This is a genomic window from Paenibacillus plantarum (genome assembly GCF_013141695.1).
GTDB classification, from domain to species: domain Bacteria; phylum Bacillota; class Bacilli; order Paenibacillales; family NBRC-103111; genus Paenibacillus_E; species Paenibacillus_E plantarum.
The window spans coordinates 133814-151317 of record NZ_WHNY01000005.1; the positions used below are offsets into that span (position 1 = coordinate 133814).

Here is a 17504-nt window from a genome sequence, read left to right on the forward strand (position 1 = left end):
GCATGGTTCATCAAGAGTCAGATATGAAAATGAAAATTCTATTGGCCGCGAAAAAGCTGTTTGCACAGCATGGATATGATGCGACTAGCGTACGTCAAATATGTGAGGAGGCCGGGGCCAATGTGGCCCTGGTTTCCTATTATTTTGGTGGAAAAGAGAGCGTTTTCCATGAAATATTTAAGCAGTTTTTTCCTATTATTAAACTAACTGAGTTTTATGAAGTGGAAGATCCACTTGCTGGCATCCAACAGGTGATTAGAGAAGTTGTCAAAATCCGAAACGAAGATCCGCAGCTGATTAGCTTGATTCAAATGGAGATTATCACGATTACACCGCGAGTGGATAAAATGAGGGAGCTTGTTTTCCCACTGTGGAAAAAGGTTCGTGATTTATTGGACAAGGGTAGACAAGAGGGACTCTATGAGTTTGAAGGGCTGGATAGTACGCTCATGTTTGTGTTGGGAGCTATGTTTTTTTACAAGCAACGAGAGTTCTTCGAACCGATGTTTACAGAGGAACGTCCAGACATGGAGACGCTGATTGGGCAAACGACGGCATTCATCATGCGCGCGCTCGGGTATAACAAATAGCAGAGCGCTTTCATTTGATAATGTAAATAGATGTTGAAATTTGGAAGTTTATGTGATACTTTTAGTGTATTGTTTCGAACTGATGATCATATAGTTTGATTTGCGAAGAACGCAAATGTCGGAGATGAATTCTCCGGGGTTTGCGTTTTTTCGTTGTGTTTGTAGGTGGGCGGAAGGAGGTGATTAATTGAATCGCAGGAGAAGCCTGCTGATTAGTGTGATTGCAGCATTGCTGGCTGGATTGCTCGTATACGGGGTATATGTGTTGCAAGTGAATCAGGTCGAGCTGCAGCAGACGGTTCAGGTTGTGGTGCCGAAGGATTTTGTTCGAGCGGGTCAGTTTATTCATGAAGATATGGTCGAGTTCAAGGCGATTCAGAAAGGCAGTTACACATCGAGTATGATGACCAAGCTTACAGATGTTATTGGGCAGGAATCCATGATTCCTTTAGGCACACAGGAGCCTATTCTGAAGTGGAAGTTGAATCGTTATCATCTCCTTCCTAATGAGCAACAGGCCACTTTTCAAATTCCCAAAGAGTATCTGCTTACGGTTTCGAATGGTATTCGTGCGGGAGATCGTGTTCGTATGTACGTGTCAGGGAGCGATGGCAGTTCACGCAGGTTGTTCGGTGACAAAGAAATTACGGTGGCTTCTGTGAAGTCATCCGCTAATGTCGAGGTAGACAATCCGAAGAACTCCAATTTGCTATCCAAGGCTCAGGGAGATGAGCAGAAGATGTATACCTCCAGACTGGAAGCTAATGGTGCTATAGATCAGATCAATTTGAATTTGACGGAAAATGAGTGGCTCCAGATTGATCAATTATGCTCAGGAAAGAAGGCTAAGCTGGTCATTGCTTTTAGTTCCACGTCAATTCAAGTCCAAGAGTAACATGAAGTTTGGCAAAAAGAGAGGTGAAACCAAGTGCAAATCGGACTGGTGTCGAAAGATCAGCGATTAATAGATGAGCTAACGAATGTGGTGTATGCCAAACCGTTCGGGTGGCGAATATTTACGGAGGCGAATGATTTACAGTCTAAATCATTGGAGCAGTCGTACTCCCATGTCATCCTTTCGGATCGGGAGCTCTCGTACGGGGAGCTGGAGGAGTTCCTTGAAGTCATGCAAGGGCAAGAGCCAACGATGAAAATCATTGTGATGCTTTCAAATTATCACGATGCCTCAATCAACGAGAAGTATGTGAAAATGTGTAAGCTGATGAAGTTGGATTATATCCTTCCAGGGCGCAGTACGGCTGTGATTGCGGATGAAATCCGCGCCTGGGTTGATGGGTCAAACGGGGGACAATTGAATCAGGCGCTTTCTGGTAAATTAATTACGTTCGTTGGCTCTACACCGAATATTGGTACGACACTGGCTTCTTATGGAGTTGCCTGTATGTTAGCGATGGAGACTTCAAAGAAGGTAGGTTATCTCTGTTTAAATCTCAAAAGTTCAAAGCTCCATCGGTATTTGGGGCGTGAAGAGTACCTTTTTACGTTAGATGGATTGAGGGCGGAACTGAAGGCTCAAAGCTTAACGCCAGAAAGGTTGCTCCACGTTTGTGATAAGCCGAAAGAGGCACATGGCCTACATGTTCTTTATGGCAATATGCTGCGTGAACAGGCGGAATTCTTCACGCCATCAGAAATCATTCATTTGCTGCGTGTGGCGCGAGGCGCTTTTGACATCTGTATCATTGAAGTTAGCGCGTATTGGGATAATGCAGCGACCGTAAGCGGGCTGCTGGAAGCTGATAGCAAAATTGTCGTCACGACAGGGGATATTTCACATTTTCAGGAGGATTTCTCGAGGTGGATTAGGCAGGTTGGATCTGTATTCGGCTTGCAGCCAGATGCTTTTGAGCTTATGGCCGTACAAACGGATCGGCATGCGAAGCAAAGCGAGTTCACGCTCAAAGATATTCGCAAAGAAACGCAGCTTCATTTAATTGGACATGTCAGTCGACACGGGGATGCGCTCGCGCGTTGCAACCAAGGCAAGCTGATGGAACTGTTAAGCCCGACCCATCCCATGCATCATGAGGTGAAGGCAGTAGCGCGGAAACTTGCTGATTTTTACAAGCTGTCTCAGAAGACGAGTGTGCGTGAGGAAACATGGTTCCAAAAGCTCATTGCCGGCAAACGCGCGGTCAGCTAAATCATGATCAGGAGGGTAAGGGAGTGAGTGGGAAAAGGTTTTCGATGATTACCTACATGCATGAACGTAGGACGGAAGAGGCTGTGTTGGGATTGGGTCGCTACCCGACAATACACACAGCTGACGCTAGTGATTTGGGCGATAGAATGGTCGAACAGGCTAACGGAGTGCGTGGAAATGGCAGCGTTCAGGATCAAGCGGGTACAGGTGAGGAAGCTTTTTTCCAGCAATGGGTGCAAGAGATTCGCAGTGAGCTGGTTGCCTTGAAAGGTAGATCAGAGACTGAAAAACAGCTGTATAACGAGACGCTAAATCGCGCAATTCTAGGCTATGAAGAGGATCGTGGCAAGCTGCTAGCCATTATTCATGATCTCGTGTCGAAAAGGAGACTTTCGGACATTCCGCCTCGAACTAGTGGGTATACGACGCTTCCTGAAGCGATTTTTGCCGAAATTATTGGCTTAAATGTCCTTGAACTCGTCCTCAAACAGAAGGAAGGATTGGAAGAGATTCAGGTTGTGGGGAGGCAGATTTTTGAAGTGCGTGGAGGAATGGCGACACCGTCATCTTACGAGCTTCCATCCATCCGAGAATTAGAGCGAATTCAACAAAATTTAGTGTTATTCAACCACGATACCCTCAATCCTAGAAAGCGTTGGGCGGAGGTTGTTCTGCAGGATGGATCGCGTGTGACCATGACTGGTTTTGGATTTACAGCGGAACCCACCTTAACGATACGCTTTTATACGGTAAAAAGATTTGATCTAGCATCGCTTACTTCCCCAGATTTGGCCACGATGGATTCCCGCATGGAAGTGTTACTTCGTTGTTTCATCCACACGTATTTCAATTTGGTCGTCATTGGACCGACAAACTCCGGAAAAACTAATCTGATCAAGGCGCTCATTGCCGAAATGGACGATAACGAACGAATTATCACGATTGAATCCCGATTCGAGTTGAATTTAAAGCGAGATTTTCCCCATAAAAATATCGTCGAATACGAAATTGACGAAGAAGATCCGAGGCATTCGGGTTTACAGGCTTTTAAACTGGCATTGAGGCAGTCTCCAAAGCGCATCTGTCACGCAGAAATTAGGGATGAAGATGCCAATTTATATGTTCGTGCTTGTACACGTGGCCATGAGGGCAGTTTGACGACGGTCCATGTGAGTGAACTGGAAGATGTACCGGATGCGATTACTGACATGTGCATGCTGGATGGCAGAGGGATGGATTCGAAGCGTTTGACGAAAAGGATTACGGAATTTGTGACACATATCGGCATTGAAATGCAGGTTGTTTACGGGAAAAGAAAGATTGTGCGAATCGTCGAATATCGCTATGAAAATGAATGCGTATTCGTCACGGATTTAGCACTTTATGACAACTCGACAGGCAAATGGACATTTCCCGGGAAATTGTCGCTTCATGCATCGCGAAAAATAAGGAAGGGAGATCGTAGACAGTATTCGCTGTTGAGGGAGCACGGATTTCTTGATTATGAAGGGAAAGAAGGCGGTTTTGAACCGTGATTGTCGCCAAATATGTCTTTCTCTTGTTGTTATTTGTGCTCATTTATGTCGGTTTTCGTGCTCTGTTAGAGCTGCTTATTAGACAACGCAAGGCTAGGATCAGGCTGCACTATGTAAGAAATGCCACCGTTAGTGCGAGAATCTCCACTTATTTGGAGACATTTAGCTGGCTTTACAAGCATATGAAGGAGTTGCTGGAATCCGTCGAATCTAGACTAAGCATGCAAGCCATGCTGACGATCAGTCTAATTGGGTTGTTATTCGGTTTGTTGGTTGGTGGCGTTTTTTTTCAATCCTTCAAAGGCGCACTTATTATGACCTTGATTGGTGCTTCGCTGCCGTATTTGCTGCTTCGGGTGAAGCTGGTAAGCGTCCGTTTGCGAACGAGACTAGAGTTTCTTCCTGCTGTTGAGGTGTTTTTCCAGTCTTATATGATGGACCCTAATCAAAATATGAAAATTGCACTGAAGTATTGTATAGAGGAAAATCGTATTTTGTACCCGATTAAGCCTGTTTTCGAGCAATTATATCGTCATTTAATGACGCAAAGGGATACCGAGGAAAGCTTGCGCATTTTCAACCTAACGCTGGGGCACATCTGGGCGGACTATTTTACAGGAATCATGCGAGTGGCCTTGAAGGAGGGGAGCTTTGTCGGAGATAGCTTGAAGGAACTGATCACCGACATGCGGAAAGCACAGCGTTTTGATCAGATGGAAAGAAATCGACTATTGGAAATTCGCATTGCCAATTTTACACCAATCGGATTTATGGTCTTATTCATGTGGATTAACTTTAAGATAAATGCGGATAACGCCTATTTATATTATGTGATTGATCCTGCTGGTCGAAATATGATTTTGGATGCACTTATATTGATTTTTGTATCGTTTCTGATGGGAATCTACTTGTCTATGCGAAGAATGTGAGGAGGTGAATGCTATGGTTATGGTCAATACCCAGCTGTTGATGCTGCAATACGCTTCGCGTTTTCTCTTATTTATACTTTTTATGATCATGATTTACCAGGGGTTAAGGTACATGCCAGTACGAAAGAGAAGATGGCGATCTTTACGGGTAAAAAGTGCGCTAAGAGAGTTTCAAATACCGCCTTGGTTATATAAAATGCTTGGGATGAGCACGAAAGCGGTGGAGGCGAAGCGCCAATTGTTGTTGGGATGCGGAATTTGGCTGAATGCGAACCTGTATGAGGGTGCGAGAAGATTACTTTTAGCAGGAACAATGTTGGTAGGCTGTATGGGATATGCGGCTTTCGAGCGTCCTTGGATCACTGTGCATATGCAGCCTGCGTATGTGTTAGTTGGTGCGGCAGTCGTGTCGATTTTTCTTATATGGGATGGCAAAGTGCTTGCACAGCTCAAAGAAAAGCGATCTCAGCGCATCGTGCGGGATATTTATGCGATCAGTCGACAGCTCTTGTACTATAATGATTCAAAATTAAATTTGCATGACAAATTGTCTTTATGTGTCGGTCAGACGACATCGACTCGAGCTCATGTTCAGCTGCTGCTCAATGAATGGTATCAAGGGGCTGAAGAAGCGATTTCCCATTTTAAAAAGAGACTAGGAACGGAAGAAGCTCATAGCTTTGGTGAAACGCTGAATGCGCTCAGATTGAATGAACATGGGGGCTATTATGAGCTGCTAAAGCAGCGCATTCAGGATTACAAAGAAAAGATGGAGTTGATTCGCGACAGCAAGAAGGAAACGGTATCTTATGTGCTGTTTGTCCTTGCAGGTCTGCCGATTCTGAATACGTTCCGGGTGTTTATGTACCCTTGGATCGCCGAAGGACAACGATTATTTGATGCAATTAACTAACATGCGATGGGAGAGAAAGTAGATGAGAAATATTTTGGTAACGGTGATGATGTTGATTGTGGTGGCTTTATTATTTACAACGATTATTAATGATGGATCAACAGGAATGAGACGAAATATCGGGACCCATGGGACGACAGCGAATACGAATATTACAGCACTTACACCATAGAGATGGCAGGTCATGTATGAGGTCTATTCTTGTAACAGTGCTGTTGATGATTGTTGTTATCGGCATCTATATGGATGTTGTTGGGGGAAGTACGGGAACTCGCAAGCAGGTTAGCGATAGCGGGGCTAGAATTAGTGGATCCATTGAGCGGATTAATCCATGAAGCAGATTTTGGTGTTTATTCTTTTTGCGTCTCTGCTCTGTTGGTTCATGTTCGCGCCAGTGTACAAGCATATCATTATTGTTCGGCAGGCGGTGTTGCAAAAGGAAGTCGATTATTTGCTCGAGGTCGGAGCGAATGGCAGCCATGGGTATATCAATGCAGCGATGATAGCCGAATCCAAGGGACGTATGGCGGAAAGAGGTTTCTTGGTTGATGAGCTGGCCTATATGGTGGCTACCAACTCAGGCGTTGGTGGCATGGATGCAAGTGCACCGGTCTGGCGTGGAACGGGCTTGCGGTTAACGATTACATATCCGTATCAGCGGCTTTTTGTCATTGATCAGCTGGTCGGCATTTCGGTGCCGATGGCTTCCGATCGAATGGGTGCGACGGGTATGAAAATGAGTGAATATGTGCCATGAGAGTTGAGGGAATGGCGTGTACAAGCTGCTATTAATGGTGTTAATGAGCGTGGTGTTTATGTCGCTCTATGGGCTACAAACGGATGAAGAGTTGGCCATGCATACCGTGTTTCAGGGAAAACATGGGCTGAACAATGCTGTGCATGCGGCTGCTCAACAAAGTGATGAAGCGAAACTTGCACAAGGAATTCATGCGATTGATGATACGAGAGCAAGAGAGGCGGCAATGGCGTATCTGCAGGCCAATTTACGATTAGATGCGGACAATGAGCCCTTGCCGGATACGTTTTTGCAGAGCGCGGTGGTGGTTGACTTATTTAAGGTTGTTAATGAGGGGGAAATATTTCCCTATACGTATCGCGATGATGCTCAGGATTACACGGTCACGCTGGAACGCCCTGGTGTCATTATGTTTATTCGGTTGGTTTTTCCGCGGACGTATGCGGTTTTGCAACCGATTACGTGGACGATTAAGGCGTCTGCGGAGATGGTGTATTGAGGGATGGGGATCGGCTCAGCTAGCGCCGTTTAACTGGAAAACATACAGCTAATACGAGTGGAAATGATGAGTATTGAAGTATAGATGGAAAATGTACAGCTAATTTCCTCGTAATCACTCAATTAGGTAAAATTCGAGGAAAATAGCTGGAGGAAATCCAGTTATTCTGCAAAAGAGCCCAAAAGTGGACAAATTAGATACAGGAAATCCATTTATTTTCGTTGAAGTTGGTTGATGTAGCTAGTGGTAGAGTGCCGGTAGAGTGCGGTTAGAGTAAAGAGTAGGGGGGAGAGGTAGAGGTAGAGTACCGTTAGAGTACTGCTAGAGCGGTAAAGGTTATTTGGATGTATAATGGAGGTGAGGTGTGAATCTACGGCGTATAGGAGTCGATTTCTATGACAATTTTTGAGCAAAGGCAGCAGTGGCTGCAAAATGAGATGCGTAAGCGAGGGTGGTCAGGCTTCCTGGTCACGCACAATGTCGATATATATTATTACTGCGGCTCGATGCAGACGGGGTATTTGTTCATTCCGACGGAGGGCGAAGCGATCTATCTCGTCCGTCGAAGCTTAGTACGAGCGGAGGAGGAAGCGGCAGCGGCCGTCGAAGCGCTCGGCTCATGGAAAACGCTCGGCGAGCGGCTTCGCGCTCGCATTGGCGGTGACGCAGCGGCGGGAGATCCGCTGCGTATAGCGACAGAGCTGGACGTGTTACCCGTCCAGCTGTACATGCGCTTGCAGACCGCGCTGCCCGGCGCGGTCTGGGAGGACGGCTCGCTGCTCGTGCGAGAGCAGCGCATGATCAAATCGCCGGACGAAGTCACGGCGATTCGGGAGGCAGCGCGCGTCGCGGACGGCGCGCTGGAGGCGGTCATCCCCCACATTCGTGAGGGGATGGCAGAATTTGAGCTGATGGCGCTTATCGAGCATCAGCTCAGGCTGCGCGGGCACCAAGGGCTGATGCGCATGCGCGCGTACAATTCCGAGTTAATCACCGGAATGGTCGCGTCAGGCGCATCGGCAGCGGTGCCCACCTATTTTGACGGGCCGGCCGGGGGCACGGGGCTCCACCCGTCCAGCCCGCAGAGCTCGGGCCGCGCGCTGATTAAGCGCGGCGAACCGATTCTCGTCGATATTGGCTGCACCATCGACGGGTACTTGATCGATCAGACGCGTACGCTCGTGATCGGAGATCTGGACCCTGAGCTGCAGCGAGCTTATGATGTGGCGGAGGAGGTCCTCCGCGCCACGGAAGCCAGGCTGCAGCCGGGCACCATCGCCGAGCATCTGTATCTGCTCGCGCTGGATCAAGTGCAGGAAGCTGAGCTGAGCGCCCACTTCATGGGGTACGGAGCTGACCAAGTGAAATTCCTTGGTCATGGCATCGGGCTCGAAATCGACGAGTTGCCCGTTCTCGCCAAGGGCTTCAAATACCCGCTGGCGCCCGGCATGGTCATCGCGATCGAGCCCAAGTTCACCTTCCCTGGGCGAGGTGTCGTCGGTGTAGAAGATACGTATCTGATCACCGAAGATGGATACGAGAAATTGACGGTATCCCGTGATGGGATACGGCGTCTATAAGCTGAACGAAGTCTTGCGGGACTTCGTGTCGGCGTAAGGCGAACCCTGCTGCCCTGTTTCTTCGGAAACGGACAGCAGGGTTTTGCATTTTGTGCCAAGTGAGTGGGGGAGGGTATAGCTGTATGTCGGTCGTGATGGTGACTATCACCACTATCCCCTTAACTCAGTTCAGCCAAAATCGCCCCCTATCCTGAGCCAAGGGGATAGTGCTCCTAGCAGAATCTATCCCCTCTATCCCCCTCAGCTCAGTTCCACAATGAACAATAAGACAAATGTGGAATTATTCTTTTACTATGTTAAAGAGATCTGCGTGGTTCCTATCACGCGGGTCTCTTTTTTTCTGAATGGACAAGTCTGAACGGACATGTCAGCTGGGGAATTGTCATAGCATGATAGCGATTACAATTTATTTAGGAGGGATAAATGAATGATGCTCAGGAAGAAGATAGGCAAAAAAATAATAAAAAGTGCATGGACACTCTTCTTTGTCGCGGCGCTCTTGTTTCCACAAGCCTTGCAAGCACCGAAGGCGGAGGCAGCTGATTTTCCAGCGAATCCAATTAATAAGCCTGGTTGGATCTTAGACACGAACGATGAGTTTAATGGCACCAGTTTGAACCAGAGTTTGTGGATTCCTAAGTTTCTAGAAGCTCGGACGACAACGGAACGCTCGCAAGCCAACTACATATTTAGGGATGGTGCAATTGTGCTTCAAATTCTGCCAGATCAGTTAACCTATAAGGCAGGCGGAACGACCAAGGTTTCTTCCATTCAAACGGCGGCCAAAGATTATCTGCATTTGGATGATCTATCAACACATCCCGACAGATATTAAATATGCGACGCAGTATGGTTATTTTGAAGTCAGAGCTAAGTCTCAGAAAGGTAGCGGCATGCATACTGCTTTTTGGGCAACAGGTGTAGAAGATGAGGCGTGGCAAGAGCTGGAAGTGGATATCTCGGAGCATCCAGGCAGAAATGCACAGCAAACTTTGATGAATTTCTACAAATGGGATGATCCAAATGCAACGGATTCAGCCGGATCTGTGAATGTAGGATTCGATATGACGACGGAGTATCACATTTATGCGATGGAATGGGATGCCTCAGGGATCAAACTTTATGTGGATAATCAACTTAAACGCACGTATTCTTATTCGCCGAATTATCGGATGAATTTCTACTTAGGTATCTATGAAAATGCGGGATGGACGGGGCCACTGGATACGACGATTGCCTATCCCAAGGAGTTCGCAGTTGATTACTTCCGTGCGTACAAAAGAGATCCGAACGCCACACCACCAGCTGATTTGCTCAGAGATAATTTTGAGGACGGCAGTGCAACAGACTGGACAACGGGACTTGGCAGCTGGAGCGTGGTAACGGATTCCTCCAAAGTCTTTCGACAAAGTGCAACAACGGGTGAGGGAATTGTTACGAATGGCAACACACTGTGGCACAACTATTTCGTCGAGTCTAAAGTAAAAATAGCAACGGCCAACGGTGGGGCGGGGGTGATCGGACGGTATCAAGATGCCAATAATTATTATATGCTGCGCTTAAATAACACGGGGGATAAGCTCCAGCTGTACAAAAAAAGTAGCGAGATATTTACACTGCTTCAGGAGATCGCCGTTACTGTGAATTTGAACACCTGGTATACGCTCAAGCTTGTGATGATTGAGAATAGCTTGGATGGCTATTTGGATGGTGTGAAGAAAATCAGCGGAATCACCGATAGCTCGATTTCCACAGGCAGTATCGGTCTACGCACGTTTAACGCGGATGCCAAATACGATGATGTCGGCGCAGGCCACAATTATTAATGCTATGAAATAAAACGAAAGACTACCAAAGGGGGTTAGCTCTTTAGTAGTCTATTTCATTTTCGAAAATATTCGTTAAATCCGCGTAATCACCTTATCGATCAACCCATATACGCGTGCATCTTCGGCATCTAAGAAGTAATCGCGATCTGAGTCTAGCTCGATCTTCTCGATTGGTTGTTTGGTGGTTTGGGAAAGGATACCGTTGAGAACTCTGCGCGTTTTGAGAATATGTTGAGCTCGGATATGAATATCACTCGCTTGCCCCTGTGCGCCTCCCCAAGGTTGGTGAATCATGACTTCGGCATTCGGCAGCGCAAAACGTTTACCCGGAGCACCAGCTGTTAGCAGAACAGCGCCCATGGACGCGGCCATACCTACGCAGATCGTGGATACATCGGGTTTGATGAAGTTCATCGTGTCATAAATCGCCAGACCAGCTGACGTAGATCCGCCTGGTGAGTTGATGTAGAGCGAAATATCTTTCTCAGGATCCTCTGCGGAAAGGAACAAAAGCTGGGCAATAATCGCATTTGCAACTTGATCATTAACTTCTGTGCCAAGGAATACGATGCGGTCTTTCAGCAATCTGGAGTAAATATCATACGAGCGCTCTCCACGCGCGGTTTGTTCGACGACCATAGGTATGAAGCTCATTGAAATCATCCTTTCTATAATGAAGATCGATTTATTTTGTTTAAGCTGCTAAATGGTTTAGCCCATTAAGCGGCTTTGCATTGGATTGTATTGGTATGCACGGTGGTCTTCTGTCCAAATCCAGAGGAAACCATGATGAGTCGAATAGGTTCTTCATTTTGAAAAGAAGGGAACTCGCGAACCGTAACGGTTGCTTCGGAATCTATGGATGCGGCATCTTGTCGGCGATAAGATTCAAGCTGAATGATTTTGCTTTTGGAGGAATCGCTTGATTTGGCGGGGGGCTGTTCCCAAGCGATGACAGGTGATACGGATGATAGAGCAGTATCCTGCTGTGGTAGACTTGTTTGTTTCTCCTGTGCTTGCTCATGCTCATACTCATGATTCATGGTAATTGCCTCCTCATTCCTTTGGCTTGGGATAAACGGTCAGTAATACCTGATAGGTATCTTGAACGTCTCCTCGAACACCTGCGTAGCGTTGCACTAACTGCTGGGCCATTGCCGTGTATTCTTCAATGAATGCATGTCGCTGTTGCTCCGTGCATAGCTGCACTTGAAGCTGCAGTGTCGCGCTTGGAATCACTTCACCGACATCCGACTGCTCCATGAGCAGCATAGCATCTCGGCGGATTCGCTCGGAAGTCGTCACGAGATGGGCGAGCGAGCTCTGATCCTTCAGTTTTTGCAAGGTTTCAGGCTTCATACTGAGAGATTCGGCCAGTACAAAGGTCTTAGCGATTGAACGGTAAAGCACCTCAACCAGATTGCGTACTTGGCGTGTGCCTACGCGCGTAACTAAGCCGGCTTTCTCCAACGCTTTCAGATGATAGTTGATGCGTTGGGCCGTCTCGCCTAAGGTGCGTGCCACTTCCGCGGCGGATCCCGGCTCTAAGAGCTGCGCGATGATTTCTCCGCGAAGCGGGTTAAGCAGCACAGTCGCCTGCTCAGGGGACTCGATGTAGTAGCTGTCTCGTATCTCTTTGTCTTGTGGCATGGAGTGGATAGCCTCCGTGTACAAATTATATGTTACGTACAAATATTTTATTACGTGGAGATGGGAAAGTCAATGGGCGGGGAACAAACCACCTTGTTGGATGACAAATTAGTTTTGAAATTGACAATAAAGTTTTGAAATGACAAACAAAGTTTTGAAATGACAAATAAAGTTTTGAAATAGGAGGTTTAGCTGGTGATATTTGAGGGAAAGATATTATTAAACCATTAGAGCAGCGATACTATTCTTCGAAATTAGTATCGAGTACACCAGGGCCCCGACCAACAATTTGGTCGGGGCTTTTGTTTTTATCCTTAGGAGGAGAGTGAAAACATGACTAGAGGTAACTCTGTAAGAAAATATCAAGAAAATAAAATGAAAGATGGACGCGGTCAAGGAACTGGAAAAGATTATATCCCTTTTATTCAAGCAAGTGATAACAAGACTCCAGGTGATGGCTATCTCACTCGATCACTCGGTTGGAAAGCTGAAAGAATTCATCACACTCTTTCAAAAGTAGAGTATAAATATCTCATGCTACTAAACTGGATGGATGTCGTAATGGACATAAGAGAACAGTATCCTCTTCAAATCGAGAGAACAATAGAAATAGCTGAGCAGTTGCATATACCACATGCACATATTGACAATGTTCCGGTATATCAAACAACAGACTTTATCATAACTATTCGAACATCGACGGGGTTAAGGGATATTGTAAGAACAGTTAAGGTAGTAACTGACTTAACATCAAGAACACTTGAGCTTTTTGAAATAGAGAGACGTTATTTTGAGGAACAAGGTATTGAGTGGGGAATTATTCTTGAATCAAGGATACCTTCCATTATAGTTAGAAATATAGATTGGATCTTTGATGGAAGATCTCTTGAAAGTCGCATTGGATTAGACATTGAATTGGTAGAGTATATAAAGAGTTCATTTATTCAACTTCTTATTGAAGATGCAGCCGCGACTCCCATTCAGAAACTTTGTTTAAGTGCGGATATCAAATATGGCTTAGATTCGGGTTCTTGTATGTTTATTCTAAAACACTTGTTAGCAAACAAAGTCATTCATACAGATATGCAAAAATTAATAAGAAATGCCTACCCTCTATATATAAGTAAGGAGGCTGTGAAATGATATATGTAAATACCGTCATTAAGCTTTTAGCAGGCTTAGGTGAAAGTAATACATTTATTCGTGTATGTTGGATTTCTCCAAATTCAGAAGAGCTTTTTGTCATTAATATTACTAATTCGAAGAAAATGGAATTGCCGTACCTTATGAAAATGGAAGATTTAAAAAACGATTTGAAAGATTCTAAAGCGGAAAAAGTCGAATATGAACAAGATTTCCATATCATTAATCCTTCAAATGAATACCTAGAGAAGTATGCAAAGAAGTTAAACGATAAATGGAATCTAATTAAGGATACCGTATATGTAGAACCGGATATATACTTTTCAGCTGAACGAATGAAGCTTTTCCAGAATATAAAAAATAAAACAGGAGCAGGGTATAACGTCCTTTATGATCTCTTAAAGCGTTATTGGTTTTATGGGAAATGCATTAACGGTTTGCTGCCAAATTATTTCGACTCCGGTGCTGAAGGTGAGGTTAGGGAATATAAAACGAGACCTGGGCGCAAAGGAAAGAATATTAAAATTCTAGATGATAAAGACTTTGTTAACTTTCAAAAAGCGGTAGAAAAATTCCGTATAGCTGAAAAAACAGACATAATTGAAACTCACCAAAGGATGTGTGAGCATTATTATCCAGATTCTTATTATAGAAAAAGAGGAAAACTGTCACCACTAATTGATGAAACCAAAGCTCCTTCAGAGAAGCAGTTCCGATATTGGTACAATAAAAACTACTCAGTTAGGGAAAGAAAAGGACACTCACTAGGTCAACGAAGAATGAAAAAAGATTTTAGGGCATTATTGGGGAGCAACAGTATGTACATTGAAGGCCCAGGTTATCTCTACCAAATCGATTCTACTCCTGCGGATATATCATTATTAGCAATCGATAATAAAACACCTATTGGTAGGCCAATTTTATTTATTGTAAAAGATGTCTTTTCTCGAAAAGTAGTTGGGTTCAATGCGAGTGTTAATCATGCAAGTTGGGTTGAAGGGGCTATGATGGCACTGGAGAATGCAGTCACAGATAAAGTTGAGTTTTGCAAAAAGTACGGAGTCGATATTGATCCTGAAGAATGGGATTGCTACCATCTACCACGGAATATTGTTGCTGACCGAGGTGAGATGAAAAGTAAATATCCGAATGGACTAGTAGGTATCGGTGTTGATATTGCTAATACGCCCTCATACCGGCCTGATTTGAAAGGCGTAATTGAACAGCATTTTCATATAACTAATAAAACGATTAGGGATTTCTTCCATAATTACGGTGCAATTTTAAAGGATAAACGCGAACCAGGTGATTCTAAGCCAGATGATACTGCGGCAATAACTTTAGATACTTTTAATATATTTATGATCGAGCATATCATTGCTTTTAATAAAATGTCACTCCCTCGTGAGTTCGTAGTAAGTCCAGAAATGTTCAAGGAGCATGTTAAACTTACGCCTAACGGACTCTGGGAATGGGGCACTAGTAAGAACTTACTCCATGAGCGTCCTAAGAATTTGATCCATTATACGCTTCTACCAAAAATGACTGCAAAAGTTACTCGATTTGGTCTGGAGCTAAAAGCAAACACTAAATTATGTTATACGTGTAAAGAAGGGGAAGAAGTAGGATGGTTCGTAAGTGAATCGATAGAAGGTAATAAAGAAATTGAGGTTTCATATGATCCACGAGATTGTAGTGTAATATTAATTCGTTTAAAAACAGGTAAACTATTGTACTGCTCCTTAACGGAAAAATTTAACGAATATAGGGGATTGAGTCTTGACGATGCTAAAGCAATTTTTGAGTTTAGGAAGCAAGAATACAAAGGACTATCTAATAATAATAAGCAAGCAAAGGCAGATAGACGTGCGATGGTAAAGCCACATATTAAAGCAGATATCGAAGCAAAAAAAGCTGCAAAAGCATCAGAGACAGATAAGCCCATAGGAAAACGTGAAGCCAGAGTCCAAGAAGCGAATTCTAGGAAAAGAACCGATGCGTTTACAAATCAATGGCCAGAGCAACCTCATGAAGTTGTTAATAAAGTATCAGAAATTGTTGAGAAGGCTGAAAGCAATACTCAATTGCCTTCCGAGAATAAATTAAGTGAGTTCTTAAGGGGCAAACATAAAGAAAAGAATAGGAGTTTACATGCGTGAATAATCTTGAAAACGAAGATTATCTTACAGGTTACCACTGCGATGCAGAATACAATGAACAGGTAATCCCGGAGAATCAAGGGAATGCCCTTATTGAAGCAATACCAGATCGTTTAAATGCAAATAAACTATATGAGGCGCTCTATAGTGCCCCCCAATATAAAGGTGATGTTTCAAAGTTAGATATTGAAGACCGTTTGGCTTTGGTTCAGCAAATTCGAAAGAGTTTTTGGCTCCCATTATCCTCACACTTTTACCGGTATCGTCAATATTACAATATGTTAAAGATAGGATATCAGTCTAGAAATCCATACTCACCAAGCTATAACAGGCAATACGCTCTCGGTTTGGATAAAGTGTTCGCTGCTGGAATTGATGAAGATGGCAGAAATATTGCAGGAGTGAATCATACAGCTGAAGGGTTTGCAGACATTGGTCTTAGCGGCATGGGGAAGAGTGTGACGAATAAGAGAATTTTGCAGTTGTTTCCTCAGGTTATTCATCACAAGTCATACAAGGGAAGACAATTAACGAAAACTCAGGTTGTTTGGCTTCATATAGAGTGCCCAAGTAGTAAATCGCTTGCCCAATTAAGCAGGAACTTCTTCGCGGCGGTAGATAAAGCTTTAGGTCCTGGAGCGAATTTTTATGAAAAATTCGGAGAGAAAGGGGGGACAATCGAAGTTCTTGCACAGCGGATGGTTAAAGTTGCCAACCAAATACACCTTGGAGTTCTAGTAATAGATGAAATTCAAAAAGTGCACCGCGCACATTCAGGCGGAGATGAAAGAATGATTGAATTTATTACAGAGCTTACTAATACGATAGGCATTCCTGTTGTAATTGTGGGAACCCTTAAGTCCTTATATTTGTTTAAAAGTTCTCTGGCTAACACAAGGAGAGCAATACCAGATAGCTACGTGGAGAATATTACTGATCGGATGGTCGAAGGAGAAGTATTTGAGAATGGGGAAAAGGCAATAACAGAATGGGATGATTTTATCGAAGCTTTGTGGGATTTTCAATATACCCTTTCAAAAGTGCCTTTGACCGAAGAATTCAAATCGTTAATGTACTATCATTGTATTGGTATTCCAGATATAGCAGTTAAATTATTTATGCATGTACAGTGCCAAGCAATGGTAAACGGAGGTGACGAGCGAATCACAGAGAGTTTAATTAACTCTGTGGCTAGTAAAAGTTTGAAACTGCTTCAGCCTATGTTTGATAGGGTACGTAGAGGAGAATCAGCAGTACTAATTGAATTCGAAAATGTAGAGTTAAACTGGACCGATCTTAATGAGTATTTTAAAAATGCTGCTCACCGAGTTTTTGTTCATGGTAAACTTGCTCAAGAACATGAGCGTGCACTTCAACAAAAGAATGGAAATAGCATTTTAAAAGATCTAATTGCGTTTGCCAGTAAAATGTCTAATAGCATTGAAGAGGCCGAGTCTATTGCTCAGAAAGTTTATGACTCAAGTAATGGTATGGGAGATTTAAACTCCATGTATCAGCATGTTGCAAAAATGGTAATGGAATCTGAAGATACTAGCTCTCGTAGTCAGAAGAAAAATAAGGTAACACAGTTCCCTAAATTAAAAAAGAGTAAGGGAGAACTCCCGCTAATGGAGGTATCTGATATTCGATATATAGTTAAAGTCGGCGAGCAAAAAAAAATGTCAATTGAAGAGTCGCTATTTGGTACCGGTTTGATTAAAGACCCATTAGAGTTCGTTCATTAATAGGAAGGTGA

The 17504-nt window shown here is 44.2% G+C and carries 19 protein-coding genes; 16 read left to right on the plus strand and 3 right to left on the minus strand.

Annotated elements, in window-relative coordinates:
• The first annotated feature begins 2 nt into the window (after nucleotides 1-2).
• The 13 genes from GC096_RS01900 (at nucleotide 3) to GC096_RS01960 (ending at nucleotide 10793) form a co-directional block, all read left to right on the plus strand.
• Nucleotides 3-590 carry a TetR family transcriptional regulator gene (locus GC096_RS01900; protein ID WP_171628616.1) on the plus strand — a complete coding sequence of 196 codons (588 nt, stop codon included), beginning with the start codon at nucleotides 3-5 and terminating at the stop codon, nucleotides 588-590.
• A 187-nt stretch (nucleotides 591-777) separates the two neighbouring features.
• Complete coding sequence (locus GC096_RS01905; RefSeq protein WP_171628617.1) at nucleotides 778-1485, plus strand: CpaB family protein; 708 nt, start codon at nucleotides 778-780, stop codon at nucleotides 1483-1485.
• Between the two features lie 33 nt (nucleotides 1486-1518).
• The gene (locus tag GC096_RS01910) at nucleotides 1519-2754 is read left to right on the plus strand and encodes a CpaE/TadZ family protein (protein WP_171628618.1); all 1236 of its coding nucleotides are present in this window, start codon (nucleotides 1519-1521) and stop codon (nucleotides 2752-2754) included.
• A 23-nt stretch (nucleotides 2755-2777) separates the two neighbouring features.
• Nucleotides 2778-4289 carry an ATPase, T2SS/T4P/T4SS family gene (locus GC096_RS01915; protein WP_312886162.1) on the plus strand — a complete coding sequence of 504 codons (1512 nt, stop codon included), beginning with the start codon at nucleotides 2778-2780 and terminating at the stop codon, nucleotides 4287-4289.
• Nucleotides 4286-5218, plus strand: coding sequence for a hypothetical protein (locus GC096_RS01920; RefSeq protein WP_171628619.1), 933 nt, complete (start codon nucleotides 4286-4288; stop codon nucleotides 5216-5218). Before GC096_RS01915 ends, GC096_RS01920 begins: the two co-directional genes overlap by 4 nt.
• 13 nt (nucleotides 5219-5231) lie before the next feature.
• Complete coding sequence (locus GC096_RS01925; protein ID WP_171628620.1) at nucleotides 5232-6131, plus strand: hypothetical protein; 900 nt, start codon at nucleotides 5232-5234, stop codon at nucleotides 6129-6131.
• Between the two features lie 22 nt (nucleotides 6132-6153).
• A complete protein-coding gene (locus tag GC096_RS01930; RefSeq protein WP_171628621.1) occupies nucleotides 6154-6303 on the plus strand; it encodes a hypothetical protein in 150 nt (49 codons plus the stop codon).
• A 16-nt stretch (nucleotides 6304-6319) separates the two neighbouring features.
• Nucleotides 6320-6466 carry a hypothetical protein gene (locus tag GC096_RS01935; RefSeq protein ID WP_171628622.1) on the plus strand — a complete coding sequence of 49 codons (147 nt, stop codon included), beginning with the start codon at nucleotides 6320-6322 and terminating at the stop codon, nucleotides 6464-6466.
• Nucleotides 6463-6888, plus strand: a complete 426-nt coding sequence (locus tag GC096_RS01940) for a hypothetical protein (protein ID WP_171628623.1) — start codon at nucleotides 6463-6465, stop codon at nucleotides 6886-6888. Before GC096_RS01935 ends, GC096_RS01940 begins: the two co-directional genes overlap by 4 nt.
• A gap of 16 nt (nucleotides 6889-6904) precedes the next feature.
• Nucleotides 6905-7387 carry a hypothetical protein gene (locus GC096_RS01945; RefSeq protein ID WP_171628624.1) on the plus strand — a complete coding sequence of 161 codons (483 nt, stop codon included), beginning with the start codon at nucleotides 6905-6907 and terminating at the stop codon, nucleotides 7385-7387.
• 395 nt (nucleotides 7388-7782) lie between these two features.
• On the plus strand, nucleotides 7783-8967 hold the full coding sequence (locus GC096_RS01950; RefSeq protein ID WP_171628625.1) for a M24 family metallopeptidase: 1185 nt from the start codon (nucleotides 7783-7785) through the stop codon (nucleotides 8965-8967).
• Nucleotides 8968-9394: 427 nt separating this feature from the next.
• Nucleotides 9395-9802: a LamG domain-containing protein gene (locus tag GC096_RS01955; protein WP_171628626.1), complete on the plus strand. Its 408-nt coding sequence runs from the start codon at nucleotides 9395-9397 to the stop codon at nucleotides 9800-9802.
• Nucleotides 9771-10793, plus strand: coding sequence for a family 16 glycosylhydrolase (locus tag GC096_RS01960; RefSeq protein ID WP_171628627.1), 1023 nt, complete (start codon nucleotides 9771-9773; stop codon nucleotides 10791-10793). Before GC096_RS01955 ends, GC096_RS01960 begins: the two co-directional genes overlap by 32 nt.
• A gap of 75 nt (nucleotides 10794-10868) precedes the next feature.
• Here the strand turns inward: GC096_RS01960 and clpP are convergent, their stop codons facing one another.
• The 3 genes from clpP to GC096_RS01975 form a co-directional block, all read right to left on the minus strand.
• On the minus strand, nucleotides 10869-11450 hold the full coding sequence (gene clpP, locus GC096_RS01965; protein WP_171628628.1) for an ATP-dependent Clp endopeptidase proteolytic subunit ClpP: 582 nt from the start codon (nucleotides 11448-11450) through the stop codon (nucleotides 10869-10871).
• Between the two features lie 65 nt (nucleotides 11451-11515).
• Entirely contained in the window at nucleotides 11516-11839 is a 324-nt protein-coding gene (locus GC096_RS01970; protein ID WP_171628629.1) for a hypothetical protein, read from the minus strand.
• Between the two features lie 13 nt (nucleotides 11840-11852).
• The gene (locus GC096_RS01975; protein ID WP_171628630.1) at nucleotides 11853-12446 is read right to left on the minus strand and encodes an ArsR/SmtB family transcription factor; all 594 of its coding nucleotides are present in this window, start codon (nucleotides 12444-12446) and stop codon (nucleotides 11853-11855) included.
• Nucleotides 12447-12779: 333 nt separating this feature from the next.
• Here GC096_RS01975 and GC096_RS01980 point away from each other — a divergent pair, with 333 nt between their 5' ends.
• The 3 genes from GC096_RS01980 to GC096_RS01990 are packed head-to-tail and all read left to right on the plus strand — an operon-like array spanning nucleotide 12780 to nucleotide 17493.
• The gene (locus tag GC096_RS01980) at nucleotides 12780-13589 is read left to right on the plus strand and encodes a TnsA endonuclease C-terminal domain-containing protein (protein WP_171628631.1); all 810 of its coding nucleotides are present in this window, start codon (nucleotides 12780-12782) and stop codon (nucleotides 13587-13589) included.
• Entirely contained in the window at nucleotides 13586-15748 is a 2163-nt protein-coding gene (locus GC096_RS01985; RefSeq protein ID WP_171628632.1) for a TnsB C-terminal domain-containing protein, read from the plus strand. Before GC096_RS01980 ends, GC096_RS01985 begins: the two co-directional genes overlap by 4 nt.
• On the plus strand, nucleotides 15745-17493 hold the full coding sequence (locus tag GC096_RS01990) for an ATP-binding protein (protein ID WP_171628633.1): 1749 nt from the start codon (nucleotides 15745-15747) through the stop codon (nucleotides 17491-17493). The genes GC096_RS01985 and GC096_RS01990 overlap by 4 nt, the downstream gene beginning before the upstream one ends.
• Nucleotides 17494-17504: the final 11 nt, after the last annotated feature.

Bases quoted from the DNA above. Each gene is read 5' to 3' on its own strand.
- GC096_RS01900 (WP_171628616.1), top strand. From the start codon at position 3: ATGGTTCATCAAGAGTCAGATATGAAAATGAAAATTCTATTGGCCGCG.
- GC096_RS01925 (WP_171628620.1), top strand. From the start codon at position 5,232: ATGGTTATGGTCAATACCCAGCTGTTGATGCTGCAATACGCTTCGCGT.
- GC096_RS01930 (WP_171628621.1), top strand. From the start codon at position 6,154: ATGAGAAATATTTTGGTAACGGTGATGATGTTGATTGTGGTGGCTTTA.
- GC096_RS01935 (WP_171628622.1), top strand. From the start codon at position 6,320: ATGAGGTCTATTCTTGTAACAGTGCTGTTGATGATTGTTGTTATCGGC.
- GC096_RS01940 (WP_171628623.1), top strand. From the start codon at position 6,463: ATGAAGCAGATTTTGGTGTTTATTCTTTTTGCGTCTCTGCTCTGTTGG.
- GC096_RS01950 (WP_171628625.1), top strand. From the start codon at position 7,783: ATGACAATTTTTGAGCAAAGGCAGCAGTGGCTGCAAAATGAGATGCGT.
- GC096_RS01955 (WP_171628626.1), top strand. From the start codon at position 9,395: ATGATGCTCAGGAAGAAGATAGGCAAAAAAATAATAAAAAGTGCATGG.
- GC096_RS01960 (WP_171628627.1), top strand. From the start codon at position 9,771: ATGATCTATCAACACATCCCGACAGATATTAAATATGCGACGCAGTAT.
- clpP (WP_171628628.1), bottom strand. From the start codon at position 11,450: ATGAGCTTCATACCTATGGTCGTCGAACAAACCGCGCGTGGAGAGCGC.
- GC096_RS01970 (WP_171628629.1), bottom strand. From the start codon at position 11,839: ATGAATCATGAGTATGAGCATGAGCAAGCACAGGAGAAACAAACAAGT.
- GC096_RS01975 (WP_171628630.1), bottom strand. From the start codon at position 12,446: ATGCCACAAGACAAAGAGATACGAGACAGCTACTACATCGAGTCCCCT.
- GC096_RS01980 (WP_171628631.1), top strand. From the start codon at position 12,780: ATGACTAGAGGTAACTCTGTAAGAAAATATCAAGAAAATAAAATGAAA.
- GC096_RS01985 (WP_171628632.1), top strand. From the start codon at position 13,586: ATGATATATGTAAATACCGTCATTAAGCTTTTAGCAGGCTTAGGTGAA.